14 protein-coding genes are annotated in these 12,668 nt (G+C 66.0%); 5 read left to right on the top strand and 9 right to left on the bottom strand.

Translation table 11 applies throughout. The features are described 5' to 3' along the window. Window positions 1–91: 91 nt before the first annotated feature. The 3 genes from AC6JAC_RS04460 to AC6JAC_RS04450 all read right to left on the bottom strand — a co-directional run bounded on the left by AC6JAC_RS04460 (window position 92) and on the right by AC6JAC_RS04450 (window position 3,328). Complete coding sequence (locus tag AC6JAC_RS04460) at window positions 92–469, bottom strand: VOC family protein (protein WP_028271166.1); 378 nt, start codon at window positions 467–469, stop codon at window positions 92–94. A gap of 86 nt (window positions 470–555) precedes the next feature. Next, window positions 556–1,428, bottom strand: a complete 873-nt coding sequence (locus AC6JAC_RS04455; RefSeq protein WP_028271167.1) for a fumarylacetoacetate hydrolase family protein — start codon at window positions 1,426–1,428, stop codon at window positions 556–558. Between the two features lie 106 nt (window positions 1,429–1,534). Further along, window positions 1,535–3,328 carry a glycoside hydrolase family 15 protein gene (locus AC6JAC_RS04450; RefSeq protein ID WP_028271168.1) on the bottom strand — a complete coding sequence of 598 codons (1,794 nt, stop codon included), beginning with the start codon at window positions 3,326–3,328 and terminating at the stop codon, window positions 1,535–1,537. 152 nt (window positions 3,329–3,480) lie between these two features. On the opposite strand from AC6JAC_RS04450, the gene AC6JAC_RS04445 reads away from it, so the two are divergent. Next, a complete protein-coding gene (locus AC6JAC_RS04445) occupies window positions 3,481–4,212 on the top strand; it encodes a DUF72 domain-containing protein (protein WP_028271169.1) in 732 nt (243 codons plus the stop codon). A gap of 96 nt (window positions 4,213–4,308) precedes the next feature. After that, window positions 4,309–5,367, top strand: coding sequence for an App1 family protein phosphatidate phosphatase (locus AC6JAC_RS04440; RefSeq protein ID WP_043438579.1), 1,059 nt, complete (start codon window positions 4,309–4,311; stop codon window positions 5,365–5,367). Between the two features lie 44 nt (window positions 5,368–5,411). Here the strand turns inward: AC6JAC_RS04440 and AC6JAC_RS04435 are convergent, their stop codons facing one another. From AC6JAC_RS04435 to AC6JAC_RS04420, 4 genes are all read right to left on the bottom strand, one after another. Continuing rightward, entirely contained in the window at window positions 5,412–6,911 is a 1,500-nt protein-coding gene (locus AC6JAC_RS04435; protein WP_497963571.1) for a GH1 family beta-glucosidase, read from the bottom strand. A 40-nt stretch (window positions 6,912–6,951) separates the two neighbouring features. Next, a complete protein-coding gene (locus tag AC6JAC_RS04430; RefSeq protein WP_028271172.1) occupies window positions 6,952–7,341 on the bottom strand; it encodes a hypothetical protein in 390 nt (129 codons plus the stop codon). Between the two features lie 18 nt (window positions 7,342–7,359). Beyond that, window positions 7,360–7,785 carry a J domain-containing protein gene (locus AC6JAC_RS04425; RefSeq protein WP_043438582.1) on the bottom strand — a complete coding sequence of 142 codons (426 nt, stop codon included), beginning with the start codon at window positions 7,783–7,785 and terminating at the stop codon, window positions 7,360–7,362. Between the two features lie 96 nt (window positions 7,786–7,881). Further along, window positions 7,882–8,307, bottom strand: a complete 426-nt coding sequence (locus AC6JAC_RS04420) for an Hsp20/alpha crystallin family protein (RefSeq protein ID WP_028271173.1) — start codon at window positions 8,305–8,307, stop codon at window positions 7,882–7,884. Between the two features lie 141 nt (window positions 8,308–8,448). On the opposite strand from AC6JAC_RS04420, the gene AC6JAC_RS04415 reads away from it, so the two are divergent. Then, complete coding sequence (locus AC6JAC_RS04415; RefSeq protein ID WP_051628885.1) at window positions 8,449–8,784, top strand: MerR family transcriptional regulator; 336 nt, start codon at window positions 8,449–8,451, stop codon at window positions 8,782–8,784. Between the two features lie 59 nt (window positions 8,785–8,843). On the opposite strand, the gene AC6JAC_RS04410 is transcribed toward AC6JAC_RS04415, so the two are convergent. Both AC6JAC_RS04410 and AC6JAC_RS04405 read right to left on the bottom strand, forming a co-directional pair. Beyond that, window positions 8,844–9,152, bottom strand: coding sequence for an MmcQ/YjbR family DNA-binding protein (locus AC6JAC_RS04410; protein WP_043438585.1), 309 nt, complete (start codon window positions 9,150–9,152; stop codon window positions 8,844–8,846). Between the two features lie 6 nt (window positions 9,153–9,158). Next, window positions 9,159–9,941, bottom strand: a complete 783-nt coding sequence (locus AC6JAC_RS04405) for a phosphatase PAP2 family protein (RefSeq protein ID WP_028271175.1) — start codon at window positions 9,939–9,941, stop codon at window positions 9,159–9,161. A gap of 146 nt (window positions 9,942–10,087) precedes the next feature. Here AC6JAC_RS04405 and AC6JAC_RS04400 point away from each other — a divergent pair, with 146 nt between their 5' ends. Next, on the top strand, window positions 10,088–11,200 hold the full coding sequence (locus AC6JAC_RS04400; RefSeq protein WP_028271176.1) for a DNA alkylation repair protein: 1,113 nt from the start codon (window positions 10,088–10,090) through the stop codon (window positions 11,198–11,200). Between the two features lie 319 nt (window positions 11,201–11,519). Further along, the gene (gene chvE, locus AC6JAC_RS04395; protein ID WP_454699377.1) at window positions 11,520–12,644 is read left to right on the top strand and encodes a multiple monosaccharide ABC transporter substrate-binding protein; all 1,125 of its coding nucleotides are present in this window, start codon (window positions 11,520–11,522) and stop codon (window positions 12,642–12,644) included. The last annotated feature ends 24 nt before the right edge of the window (window positions 12,645–12,668 follow it).

The following is a 12,668-nucleotide window of genomic DNA, read 5'->3' as shown; positions in this document are numbered from 1 at the left end:
CAACCTGAGGTATTAGTAAGTATACTTACCTCCGCGGGTAACGGAAGACCTGCTGTCCTGTTCAGGCACGGCCTGGTCAGGCACGGCCTGGTCAGGCGCTGACCACCGAGAGCACGTTGCCGGCCGGGTCCTTGAACCACGCAATCGCCATCCCGCCCTCCTTCATGATCCCCTTGGCATCAGTGGGCATGGCAGGGTCATCGTAGATTTTGGTTTGGACGCCCAGGCCGTTCAACTCGTCCACGGCCTGTTCCACATCCTCGGCGACAAGGTTCAGCACCGTGAAGGTCGCGGCCTCGTGGTTGTCCTTCGGGTAGATCATGACCCGGGAACCCGACGGGAGCTGCACCTGGAGGGTTCCCATCCCGCCGTCGGAGACGTCCAGTCCCAGTGTCTCGCCGTAAAACGTCCTGGCCTTTTCCAGATCATCAACGCTGAAGCTGGAAAAGGCGTCCTTTGGCTTGAACATGGCACTCTCCTCGGGCCCGGAATCTGTTGGATACGGCCCAGCGTGCCACAAGCCGGCGCCCTTGGCGAGGGGTTCCGGCTTGGCCGTCAGACGGCCGGGGTCCGGCGAAGAACCTGGCGCTGGCGGCCCAGTCCCTCGACTTCGAGTTCCAGGACGTCGCCGTCTTGCAGGTAGGGGAAGCGCCCGGAGAGGGCCACTCCCTCGGGGGTGCCGGTCAGGATGACATCGCCGGCCTCCAGCACCATGAACTGGCTCAGGTGGTGCACCACGGCCGGGACGTCGAAGATCAGGTCCGCCGTGGACGAGTCCTGGCGCACTTCGCCATTCACCCAGGTCTGCAGCCGCAGCGCCGATGCATCCAGGGCGCCGGCCGGTACAAACCACGGGCCCAGCGGAGTGGAGCCGGGGAGCGACTTTCCCTTCACCCACTGTCCTGCGGCGCCGGGCAGCTGGTATTCCCGCTCCGACAGGTCGTTGGCGACCACGTAACCCGCCACACATTCCGCGGCTTCGTCCGTCGAGGCCAGGTAGGAGGCCCGGCGCCCGATCACAACAGCCAACTCCACTTCCCAGTCGTACTTGCGGGACAGCGGCGGGATGGGGGCGTCGTCGAACGGACCGGCCACGGTGTTGCTGGGCTTCAGGAACACCACCGGAACCTCCGGGACGGCCGCCGCGGACTCCGCGGCATGACCGGCGTAGTTCAGGCCGATCCCCACGACGGCCCCCGGCCGGGCCAGCGGTGCGCCGAAGCGCAGCGTACCGGCGTCGGGGATTTCAGCCAGGCTCCCGGCCGCAAGGGCATCGCGGACCCGGGCGACGCCTCCGGCTTCCAGGAACGCACCGTCGATGTCAGCGGCAACGCCGGCGAGCGAATACCACTTTCCGTTGGATTCAGGGCCCTCCGGCTGAACGGCCGGCTGTTCCCTGCCCGGATCTCCGAGACGCGCAAATTTCACCGGTCCACACTCCTTCGTGCCTGTTCCAATAGGTTCCGTGACCATGGAACCATGCAGCCGGCAGCTGCCCCCAGCTGAACCAAATGTGACCGGCCGGGGGCGGAGGTCAGTGCCCGTGCACGGGGGCGTCGCTGCGCTGGACACTGTCCTCGTAGAGCTCCATGGCGCTCATAACCAGCGCGAAGTGACTGAATGCCTGCGGCGTGTTCCCCAGCTGTCGGCCCGACTCCACGCCCCACTCCTCGCTCAGGAGGCCCACATCGTTGCGCAGTGCCAGGAGCCGTTCAAAAAGCTCCTTGGCTTCGCGGCGCCGGCCCACGCCGATGAGTGCTTCCACCAGCCAGAAGGAACAGGCCAGGAAGACGCCTTCGTCACCGGGCAGCCCGTCGTCCGCTTCTTCCGGGCGGTACCGCAGCACGAAGCCGTCGTGGGTGAGTTCGCGCTGCACCGCCTCGACGGTGCCCAGCACCCTGGGGTCATCCGGCGGCAGGAAGCCGACGCGCGGAATCAGCAGCAGGCTCGCGTCCAGCTCCGGGCGCCCATAGGACTGGACAAAGGTGTTGCGCTCCGCGTCGAAGCCGTTCGCCATGACGTCGGCATGGATCCTGTCGCGCAGGGCTTCCCAGCGGTCCGCGGGCCCCACCAGGCCGAAGTCCCGCACGCCCTTGACCATCCGGTCCGCGGCGACCCAGGCCATCACCTTGGAGTGCGTGAAATGGCGCCGCGGGCCACGCATTTCCCACAAGCCGTTGTCCGGCTGCTGCCAGGCACCTTCGAGGTGTTCCATGAGGGCAACCTGGACGTCCCAGGCTTCGTCGCTGTGCTTCAGCAGCGAGTGCCGGGTCAGGGCCAGGCAGTCCAGCACCTCGCCCCAGACGTCCAGCTGGAGCTGGCGCGCGGCTCCGTTGCCGATCCGGACGGGTGCTGATTTTTCATATCCCTCGAGCCACGGCAGCTCCATCTCCGGCAGCCGCCGCTCGCCGTGGATGCCGTACATGATCTGCAGGTCCGCCGGGTCCCCGGCCACTGCCCGCAGCAGCCAGTCCCGCCAGGAGGCGGCTTCGTCGGTGTAGCCGGCGGCCAGCAGCGCCTGCAGCGTCAGCGTGGCGTCCCGCAGCCAGCAGTAGCGGTAATCCCAGTTGCGCGGGCCGCCCAGCTGTTCGGGCAGGGACGTGGTCACCGCCGCCACAATGCCTCCGGTCGGGGCGTAGGTCAGGGCTTTCAGGGTGATCAGCGAGCGCTGGATGGCCTCCCGGTACGGTCCGGTGATCTTGCACTTGGCGGACCATTCGCGCCAGAAGGACTCCGTTGAGTCCAGGTATGCCTCCGGGTCGATGGACCGGGGCCGGGGCAGGTGGCTCGGGGTCCAGGTCAGTACGAAAGGAATCCGCTCGCCTGCGTGGACCGTGAAGTCGCTGACAGTGTGCATGCGTTCGCCCCGCAGCGGGGCTTCGGTGACCAGGTAGGCTGCATCCGGGCCGGCGATGGCGTGGATGCCGTGGTTGTCGTGCCGGACCCACGGCACGATGTGGCCGTAGTCGAACCGCAGCGTGAGTTCGCCGCGCATCCGCACCGAACCGCGGACGCCGACGACGATCCGCACAATGTCCGCCACACTGTCGCGCGGCGGCATGAAGTCGATGACCTTGACCTTGCCACCGGGAGTTTCCCACTCCGTTTCCAGGATGAGGGTCCCCTTTCGGTAGTGGCGGCGGGTGCATTCCCCGCCGTCGGCAGGCGCCAACAGCCACCGCCCGGCCCTCGGCGTGTCCAGCAGGGCGTTGAAGCAGGCCGGCGAATCAAACCTCGGCAGGCACAGCCAGTCGATGGAGCCCCCGGTGCTGATCAGGGCAGCCGTGTGCAGATCGCCCACCACGGCGTAGTCCTCTATGCGTGCCATGGTCCTTACAGTGCCACAACCGCTCCGGGCCGACTACTATCCAAGGCATGCTGCAACGGAACTTCGGAAACTCCCGGCGGGTCTGCTCCTGGCAGGGAACGCTCCCGGCGCGGTCCGGGCCCGGCGCGGACTGACTGAGGTCCAAGGACACCATGGGGATCCATATCGGGACGTCCGGCTGGAGCTACGACCATTGGGAGAACGTGCTCTACCCGCCGGGACTTCCGGCGCGCGACCGGCTGGCCCACTACGTGGCGCGGTTCGGCACGGTGGAGCTGAACGCAAGCTTCTACCGCTGGCCCCGGGAATCATCCTTCGCCAGCTGGCGCCGGCGCCTTCCGGAGGGCTTCATGATGTCCGTCAAGGCCCCGCGCGGGCTCACCCATGCGAAGAAGCTCTATGGGCCCGACGCGTGGGTGGAGCGCATCACCAGGTGCTGGCATGAGCTGGGCGACAAGCGGGCGGTACTGCTGGTCCAGCTTCCGCCGGGCCTGGGCCGCGACGACGCCCGTCTTGACTACTTCCTGGCGGCCCTGCCGTGGTGGGTGCGCGTGGCAGTGGAATTCCGCCACACCAGCTGGGACCACCCCGAGGTGTATGCGCTGCTGGAGCGCCACGGAGCCGCCTATTGCATCATGAGCGGCGCCAACCTGCCCTGCATCCTGCGGGCCACGGCGCCGTTCGTGTACGTCCGCCTGCACGGGCCGGACCACGAGTACCTCTACGGGGGTTCGTATTCGGAGGAGGACCTCCGATGGTGGGCTGAACGGATCCGGGAGTGGAAAGGCCAGGGCAGGGACGTGTTTGCCTATTTCAATAACGACGGCGGCGGCAACGCCGTGCGGAACGCCGACACCTTGCGGTGGCTCCTCGGGGAAGGCTGACGCCCGGTACAGCTTGTACGGTGCGGCTTGTTACGGTGCGGCGCCTTAGTACCAGCACGCCGGTGCCGACGGGCGCCGTTGTGGCAGAGTGGAAGCATGGAATTGGCGCCGCAGGAATCATCGTTGCCCGGAACCCACGCGCTCCGGGCGGCCCACAAGGTCTCGGACACGGTCAACACCGTCCGCATCACGCTGGCCAGGCGCTGGAATTTTGTTCCGCAGACCGTCGCCTACCAAGGGTACGGGTCGACCTCGTGGGTGCGTGTCCTCGGCCGGGTGGTGCTGACCACCAAGCCCAAGCCGGGAAGCCGCGCCGAGCACGCCGCGAAGAACGGAAACCAGAACATCCGCGGCTGGCGTGCATTCACCAGCGTCCCGCTGCAGTTCACCGAGGTGGACATCGAAATCGAGGGCGTGACCACCCGCGTCAAGGCGGACCGCGGCGGCCTCGTGGACACCGTGGTGGAGGTAGCACTCTCCCCGGGCTGGCACACCGCGACGCTGCGGGCCGTCGGAACCGAGGCCGTGCAGGCGAACATCATCGTGATAGGTCCCGACACCAAGTTCGGCATCGTCTCAGACATCGACGACACCGTGATGGTCACTGCACTGCCCAGGCCGTTCCTTGCCCTGTGGAACACCTTCGTGCTCAGTGAGAGGGCACGCATGGCCACGCCCGGAATGCCGGTGCTCATGGACCGCCTGGTGGTGGAACACCCCGATGCGCCGGTGATCTACCTGTCCACCGGACCCTGGAATGCCGCACCCACGCTGGCACGGTTCCTGACCCGCAACATGTACCCCGCCGGTCCCCTCCTGCTGACGGACTGGGGGCTGACCCAGGACCGCTGGTTCCGCAGCGGCCAGGAGCACAAGAACGGCAACCTGGACCGGCTCGCCAAGGAATTCCCCGATATGCGCTGGCTGCTGATCGGCGACAACGGCCAGCACGACGAGCAGATCTACTCCAGGTTTGCCCGGGATCACGGCGACCGTGTGGCCGCCATCGCCATCCGCCAGCTGTCGGTGGGCGAGTCTGTCCTGGCCGGCGGCCACTCGGAGAACGGTGACCACACGGGCTCAAAGGTCCCGTGGATCTACTCCCCCGACGGCGCAGGCATCACCAAGGGCCTCGCCGACCTCAAAATCGTGTAGCCGGCGAACGCGTGGCCGGTCAGTGGCCGGCCACGCGTGAGGCGTCATGCCACCGGCTCCGGCTCACCGGCCGCACTCGAATCGACTGCGGCGGCGGCTCCGTTCTTGCGGGCTTCCTGCAGCTCCTGGAGCCAGTAGTAGGAGGCTTTGGGCGTCCTGGTAAGCGTCTCAAAGTCGACATGCAGGAGGCCGAACGGCTGCTTGTAGCCCGCGGACCACTCGAAGTTGTCCAGCAGGGACCAGACGTAATAGCCGCGCAAGTCAACGGATTCCGCGGGGCCTCCGGGGCTTGTGGCCTCCACCGCGCTGGAAATGTGCTCGGCGAGATAGCGCAGGCGGCGCTCGTCCGGAATGATAATCCGGTCCCCGGCCTTGTCCCGCACCACCAGGTCCTCAAAGCTCGCCCCGCCTTCGGTGATGAAGACCGGCGGCAGGTCCGGATAGCGTTCGGCCATTTCGGCAAGCGCCACCGGCATGTAGTCGGGCCTGATGGGCCACCCGTATGCCGTGGTCTCGGCGTCGGGAAACTCGGTGATGTGGAAGGGCGCGCCGGGAGCGCTGCCGCTGAGGTCATCCCCCATGGCCTCCGCCATCCCGGGAGGAACGGCGCCGTCGCCGGGCCCGGCGGCGACCATCGTAGGCATGTAGTAGTTGAGCCCGTAGAAATCCAACGGCTGCGAGATCAGTTGCAGGTCCTCGTCGGAGGGGCTGAACGAACTGAAGAACGTGGCGGCCCGAACGACGTCCGGGTACTTCCCGAGCAAGACGGGATCCGCGAACAGCCTGTTCTGGAAAACATCCATGAGCGCTGAGCTCAGCTTGTCCAGCGGGTTGATCGAGGCCGGAATCATGGGTGAGTAGACGTTGGTGATCCCGACCTCGCCGGGGACGTTGGCGGCACGCAGTGCCTGCATGGCCAGGCCGTGGCCGAGGAGCTGGTGGTGCACGGTGGGCAGCGCCTTGAGCAACTGCGCTTCGCCGGGCGCGTGGAGGCCCAGGGCATAGCCGTTGGTTGTTACCGTGGCAGGTTCGTTGACGGTACACCACCGGGCTACCCGGTCGCCGAAGGCTGCTGCCGCAATGGAGGCGAACTCGCCGAGCCGGTAGGCCGTATCGCGGTTCATCCAGCCGCCGGCTTCGTCGAGCGGCAGCGGTGTGTCCCAGTGGTAGAGCGTGACCATCGGGGAAATACCGCTGGCCAGCAACTGGTCCAGCAGCCGGTCGTAGAAGTCCAGGCCCTTGGGATTGACCGGGCCGCTGCCGCCGGGCTGGATGCGGGACCAGGACAGCGAGAACCGGTAGGAGTCGATGCCCAGGTCCTTCATCAGCGCGACGTCTTCGGGCATCCGGTGGTAATGGTCACAGGCCGTGACGGGGCTGTGGTCGTCCACGATCGCCCCGGGTTTCCGCGCAAACACATCCCACCCGGATGGTCCGCGGCCGTCCTCGTCCAAGGCACCCTCGATTTGGAAGGCGGCCGTTGCGACGCCCAGCGTGAAGGACGGCGGGATCGTGGCAGCCAGGTCTGTGGCGGAGTAGTTCATCTGCTTGATCCCTTATGTAGTTTCGGGTGGTGGACTGATTTTAGTGCACCGCCGCGTCGGAGCCGAAGAGGAATTCCTTGGCATGCGCCAGCGCTTTTTTGAAAGCATCGTTGCGAAGGGTAATGAGGTGTTCCGTGTCATCGGCTGCCGGTTCGAGGTAACCGGTGAACCCGGGACGCAGCACCCAGATGTCGCCGCCCGGCGGGAGGTAGAACACCCCGAAGGACCGGTGCTGGCTGTCATCCGGTGTCCAGATGGGGACCACCGCCAGAGCCGCCCCTGTCTCGGGATGGATCCACTGGGCCCGCGGGAGCGGTTCCTCGTGGGCCTCGGGATCCAGGAACGGGGCTGTGCCCACACCCCAGCGTTGCTCGAAGCGTTCGTGGAACGCCGGAATCAGATGCGAATCAAAACGGCGCCAGGCGCTCATGGACTGCTCCTCTTCTACTTATCCGGTGCCCGGCCAGGGGCCGCGCTCCCAAAGCACTGGTGTGACCCGCAGCAGCGGGGGCTGCGGAGTGTGTACCCGGCGGACCGGCACCTCGCGGGGCCCGCTGCGGCTAAGATCGCCGGGGTTAAGGTCGCGGGTGATATGCGGAACGGACAGCGCACGGTCGTATTCAGCGCGCGTTTTCGCATCACTCAGCACTGCGAAGGCTTCCATGATGCCCAGCAGCCCGCTGTTGGATCCGCTGCGCCGGCCGGCCACGGCGGCGCCGGCATCTTCACCGGACCAGTCCGGTTTGCCGGACCCGTCTTCGAGATCGGGATGATGGAGCCGCATCAGGGCCCGGTAGGCACGCGCAATCTCCTGGCGCGTGGCCGTCCTGGCCACGTTCAGTACGCCGTAGTAGTCAGGCAACTGGTTGGTCATCGCGTTCACACTGCCTGCCTCGTCGCGGGGCTGCGGCTGCGTGCCGGGGCAGCGGCCGGCACCGACCGGCTGCCGCCCCGGACGCCCGTTCAGCGGCTAGGTGCTGATCTCGTGCATCTTGTCGTGCTTGGTTTCGATTTCGATCTTGCGCGGCTTCGCCTGTTCGGCAACAGGAATGCGGAGGGTCAGCACGCCGGCGTCGTAGCTGGCCTTGACGTTCTCCGTGTCGAGGGTGTCACCGAGGATCAGTTGGCGGCTGAAGACACCGCGGGGCCGCTCCGAAACGACCAATTCCACGTTGGGCTGGGTTTGATCGCGCCGTTCAGCCCGCACAGTCAAAACGTTCCGCTCAACATTGAGGTCCACAGAGTCCACGTCGACTCCCGGCAGATCGAACGCGACGACGAACTCCCCGTCCTCCTGCCAGGCATCCATCGGCATGGCCGCGGGCCGCGCCGCGGTTCCAAACACCTGCTGGGTAAGCCTGTCCAGTTCACGGAACGGGTCCGTACGCATCAACATCATTTCCCACTCCTTCACCTTGTGGTTGTTCCATTTCCTTCTAGCTACCCGCCAATATCTATGGTGGCTGGTATAGATTTTTTATAGCACCGGTGAGAAACTGTGGCAAGGGCATCCGGCACGAAAATTCTATGGAGGATCATGGCCGAGCGCAGTGCGGAGACAGGCCTGTACGCGATCTCCGTGGTGGCCCACCTGGTGGGAACGGGCCAGCAGAACATCAGGCTTTACGAGCGGAAAGGCCTACTCACCCCGGACCGCACCTCCGGCGGGACCCGGCAATACAGCGACGCGGACCTCGCCGTGCTGAAACGCATCGGCGAACTGCTGGACGACGGGCTCAACCTGGCCGGCGTGGCCAAGGTGCTGGAACTCGAGGCGGCCAACACCAGGCTCAGGGTCGAACTGAAAAGGGCCCGCTCACGCCTGCGCGACCGGTCAACAGGGCTGGCCGGCGGGGCTGGGCCGCGGGGCTGAGCCGCGGCTCAGGGCAGGGAGGATCAGGGCAGCGGGGCTGACCCCCGGGGCAGGGAGGATCAGGGCCGGCCGCCGGCAATCAGGTAGGACTCCTCGAGAAGCTCAGCCAGCTCCTGCACGTCGATCCGGTCCAGCCGGACCAGCACCAGCTGCGGTGACCGCTCATGGTGCGGGGTCCAGAAATACGTGTCCGGGTTAGTTCCGGCCAGCGCTTCCCGCTCACGGGTCTTGACCGTGAGGACGCCGTCCTCCCAGATCCTGGCCATCAGGGTCCGAGCGAACCACGCAGGCTGGTTCCAGCTGGGCCGCTCCGTGACGCCGGGCAGCGACAGGCAGATGCGGCGGACGTCCCCTTCGTCGGCGGCCACCCGTGGCTAGCTTTCGGCCGTATCGGCCTTGGACAGTTCGCCGGTGATTTGTTCTCCCGGGATGCGGGCCGTTCGCCACGTGTCCAGGGCAATGACGGCGCCCAGGACCACGAAGGAAATGAACAGGGAGGCCAGTGCATCACTGACCCAGTGGTAGCCGAGGTAGAGCCTGCTGATTGAGGCCAGGAAAATCCCGAAGACGGCGGCGGCGAAGCCAGCCACTGCCGGCCATGTGCTTTGGCGGCGAGAGAAGATCAGGAACGTGGTAACCAGCAGGAAATCGCAGGCACCGAGTACATGCCCCGAGGGGAAGGAGAACGTGACGTCGGGGCCGAAAAGCATGAGGTCCAGGGGCGGACGCTGGCGGCCGACCGACCGGCCGATGATTTGTGCGAGCGCCACTCCGGTGAGCATGGCGCCTGCCAGCAGCAGCGGCCGCCAGGCATGCTTGGCGGCGATGCCCCACACCACGGTGACCACCAGCACGATGATCGGCAGGGCAATGGGCCCGAAGACAATCGCGAGGAAAATCATCAAGGCCGTGATCGGCTCCGACCGCTGGGTGACCAGCCAGGACCGCGCGGGTTCATCCAAACCGGTCAGGCCGTCCCGCCCCAGGACGTCCGTCAAGGTCAACAGGAAGAGTCCGGTACCCAGGATCATCAGGATCACGGCGACGCGGTAGAGGTTCTTACGGGACGCAGCGCTCATGTACCGTTCTTCGACGACGAATTTGTCATGGAAAACCCGCCACCAGTGAGGCGATTTCCGGGATCGATCTTCAGCCATGTGCCGCTTCCACCTATGCAGTCTTATAGATTTGTGTCCGCTGAGATTATCCCGGTTCGGCGATTTTGGCTCGCGGAACCGGGAATCGGGTTCCGCTTCCTCCTCGGCGCACCCGGCCTGGACGGCTGCAACGGTAGCCTGACTGCATGGGTGCCATGAACGAACTTATTGACCAGGCCGCGGTCGGCAGGCTGCTGCGCGTACTCGCGGATGCCGCCCCCGGCACGTCCTGGCCCAGCGTCGAAGCTGCCGGGGCCTCGCTCGCGGACCTCAGCCTCCGGGAACGGACCGACCACGTGAGCCGGGGGCTGCTCGCGGATTTGGCGGCCGACGGAAATCCCGGGGACTATCCGACGGCGGCGCACCTCTTCCGCCGCGCCCTCACGGACCCCGACTTCACCGGCTGGACCATCTGGCCGGTGACGGAAACAGCAGTAACGCTCGCCCTCGATTCATCCGGATCCGCCGATTTTGAAGACTGCCTTCAGCTTCTCGCCGAGCTGACTCCGCGGCTGACCGGGGAATTCGCCATCCGGCGGCTGCTGGCCGCCGACCTGGACCGTGCCCTCGCCGTCGTGCTGACCTGGACCGCCCACCCTGACGCGCATGTGCGCCGGCTCGCCAGCGAGGGGACCCGCCCGTACCTCCCCTGGGCCGTCCGGGTCCCGGGCCTGATCCAGCGCCCTGAGGCCACGATTCCCATCCTCGACGCCCTCTACCGGGATCCGCACGAATACGTTCGCCGTTCGGTGGCGAACCACCTCAATGACCTGGCGCGCCACTCTCCTGAGGAAGTCGTGGCCGCGGCCGCAGCATGGACAGCAGCACCGGATGCCAATACGCCGTGGGTGGTCCGCCACGGACTGCGCACGCTGATCAAGAAGGCCCACCCTGGCGCCCTCGCCCTCCAGGGGTTCGCTCCGGCGTCGCTCTCGGTGTCCCCGCCCAGGCTGGACCGGGACACCGTGGCGCTGCCTGCGGACCTCGCCTTCGAATTCGAGATCTCCAACACGGGGGCCGCTCCGGCCAGGCTCGCAGTGGACTACATCGTCCACTACATGAAGGCGAACGGCTCCCAGGCAGAAAAGGTCTTCAAACTGACAGCCCTGACCCTGGACCCCGGCGAAACCCGGACGATGTCCAAACGGCACGCCTTCCGCCAGATGACCACCCGCGTGCACCACCCTGGCAGCCACGCCCTGGAACTGCAGATCAACGGCATCCGGTACGCCCATACGCAGTTCCTCGTGGAGGTCTGAGCCGCCGCCGGACCGCATCAGGGAATTCAACGGCGCGGGCTGCTCCCCGCTGACAAAAATGTGATTTGACTCACAGATCCACCGAGAGCTAAGCTCAACGAGTTGTTAGCGCTAACAACTCGGTCTATGATTTCGATCATCACCCAGCCGGCGCCGGAGCCTTGCGCTCCGTCCGGCGAGATTTACTTCCGATGAGCGGGCTCCGGGCCGCCTCGTCAGTCGACCGGATCCTCCCGGCCGGCCCCACAGCCGCAAAGCGCAGATGCTTTCCGGTTTAGCACCAGTTCGCGGACCGAGCCGTCCGCGGAAGGAGAACATAGTGAGAATCAAGAAACTCCTGGGCGCGTTCGCCGTCGTCCTCGCAGTGACGGTGGGGGCCACAGGCTGCGGCAGCCGGGGCGGCGCCGCCACCCCGAGCGCCAGCTCGGATAATTCAGGGGCGCTTGTGGGCATCTCCATGCCCACGCAGACCTCGGAGCGCTGGATCGCCGATGGCGGAAATGTCGAGAAGTCCCTGAAGGAACTGGGATACAAGACGGACCTGCAGTTCGCCAACGACGACATCCCCACCCAGGTTTCGCAGATCGAAAACATGCTCACCAAGGGCGCCAAATCGCTCATCATCGCCGCAATCGACGGCACCACGCTCACGGACGTCCTGGCCAAGGCCAAGGAGCAGAACGTCAAGGTGATCGCCTACGACCGCCTCATCAACGGCACCCCCAACGTGGACTTCTACACCACGTTCGACAACTACACCGTGGGCGTCCAGCAGGCCACTTCGCTGCTGACCGGACTGGGCCTGGTGGATGCCAGCGGCAAGAAGGTGGACGGCAAGGGTCCGTTCAATGTCGAACTGTTCGCCGGCAGCCCCGACGACAACAACGCCAACTTCTTCTGGACCGGGGCCATGGACACCCTCAAGCCGTTCCTGGATGCCGGCACGCTCAAGGTCCCCAGCGGCCAGACCAAGTTCGAACAGGCCGCCATCCTCCGCTGGCAGGCGCCCGTTGCCCAGAAGCGCATGGAGGACATCCTCACCGCCGCCTACAGCTCCGGCACCAAGCTGGACGGTGTGCTGTCCCCCTATGACGGACTGTCCATCGGCATCATCTCCGCGCTGACCAGCACCGGCGGCTACTCCAAGGGAAGCCTGCCTGTCGTCACGGGCCAGGATGCCGAGAAGGGCTCAGTGAAGTCCATCGTGGCCGGCGAGCAGTATTCCACCATCTTCAAGGACACCCGCCAGCTTGGCGCCCAGGCCGTCAAGATGGTCGACGCCGTCCTGAAGGGCAAGGAGCCTGAGGTCAACGACACGGAGACCTACAACAACAAGGTCAAGGTTGTCCCGTCCTACCTGCTGGAGTCCGTGATCATCACCGCGGACAACTACAAGAAGGAGCTCATCGACTCGGGCTACTACACCGACGCCGACGTCAAGTAGCCGCGTTGAGGGTTGTGGCCGGGC

This window comes from Arthrobacter sp. KUASC02, from assembly GCF_059739395.1.
This window is presented reverse-complemented; position numbering and strand designations above follow the sequence as displayed.

Bases quoted from the DNA above. Each gene is read 5' to 3' on its own strand.
- AC6JAC_RS04400 (WP_028271176.1), top strand. From the start codon at position 10,088: ATGGGTGCCATGAACGAACTTATTGACCAGGCCGCGGTCGGCAGGCTG.
- AC6JAC_RS04430 (WP_028271172.1), bottom strand. From the start codon at position 7,341: ATGAGCGCCTGGCGCCGTTTTGATTCGCATCTGATTCCGGCGTTCCAC.
- AC6JAC_RS04420 (WP_028271173.1), bottom strand. From the start codon at position 8,307: ATGTTGATGCGTACGGACCCGTTCCGTGAACTGGACAGGCTTACCCAG.
- AC6JAC_RS04445 (WP_028271169.1), top strand. From the start codon at position 3,481: ATGGGGATCCATATCGGGACGTCCGGCTGGAGCTACGACCATTGGGAG.
- AC6JAC_RS04450 (WP_028271168.1), bottom strand. From the start codon at position 3,328: ATGGCACGCATAGAGGACTACGCCGTGGTGGGCGATCTGCACACGGCT.
- AC6JAC_RS04425 (WP_043438582.1), bottom strand. From the start codon at position 7,785: ATGACCAACCAGTTGCCTGACTACTACGGCGTACTGAACGTGGCCAGG.
- AC6JAC_RS04460 (WP_028271166.1), bottom strand. From the start codon at position 469: ATGTTCAAGCCAAAGGACGCCTTTTCCAGCTTCAGCGTTGATGATCTG.
- AC6JAC_RS04415 (WP_051628885.1), top strand. From the start codon at position 8,449: ATGGCCGAGCGCAGTGCGGAGACAGGCCTGTACGCGATCTCCGTGGTG.
- AC6JAC_RS04435 (WP_497963571.1), bottom strand. From the start codon at position 6,911: ATGAACTACTCCGCCACAGACCTGGCTGCCACGATCCCGCCGTCCTTC.
- AC6JAC_RS04405 (WP_028271175.1), bottom strand. From the start codon at position 9,941: ATGGCTGAAGATCGATCCCGGAAATCGCCTCACTGGTGGCGGGTTTTC.
- AC6JAC_RS04440 (WP_043438579.1), top strand. From the start codon at position 4,309: ATGGAATTGGCGCCGCAGGAATCATCGTTGCCCGGAACCCACGCGCTC.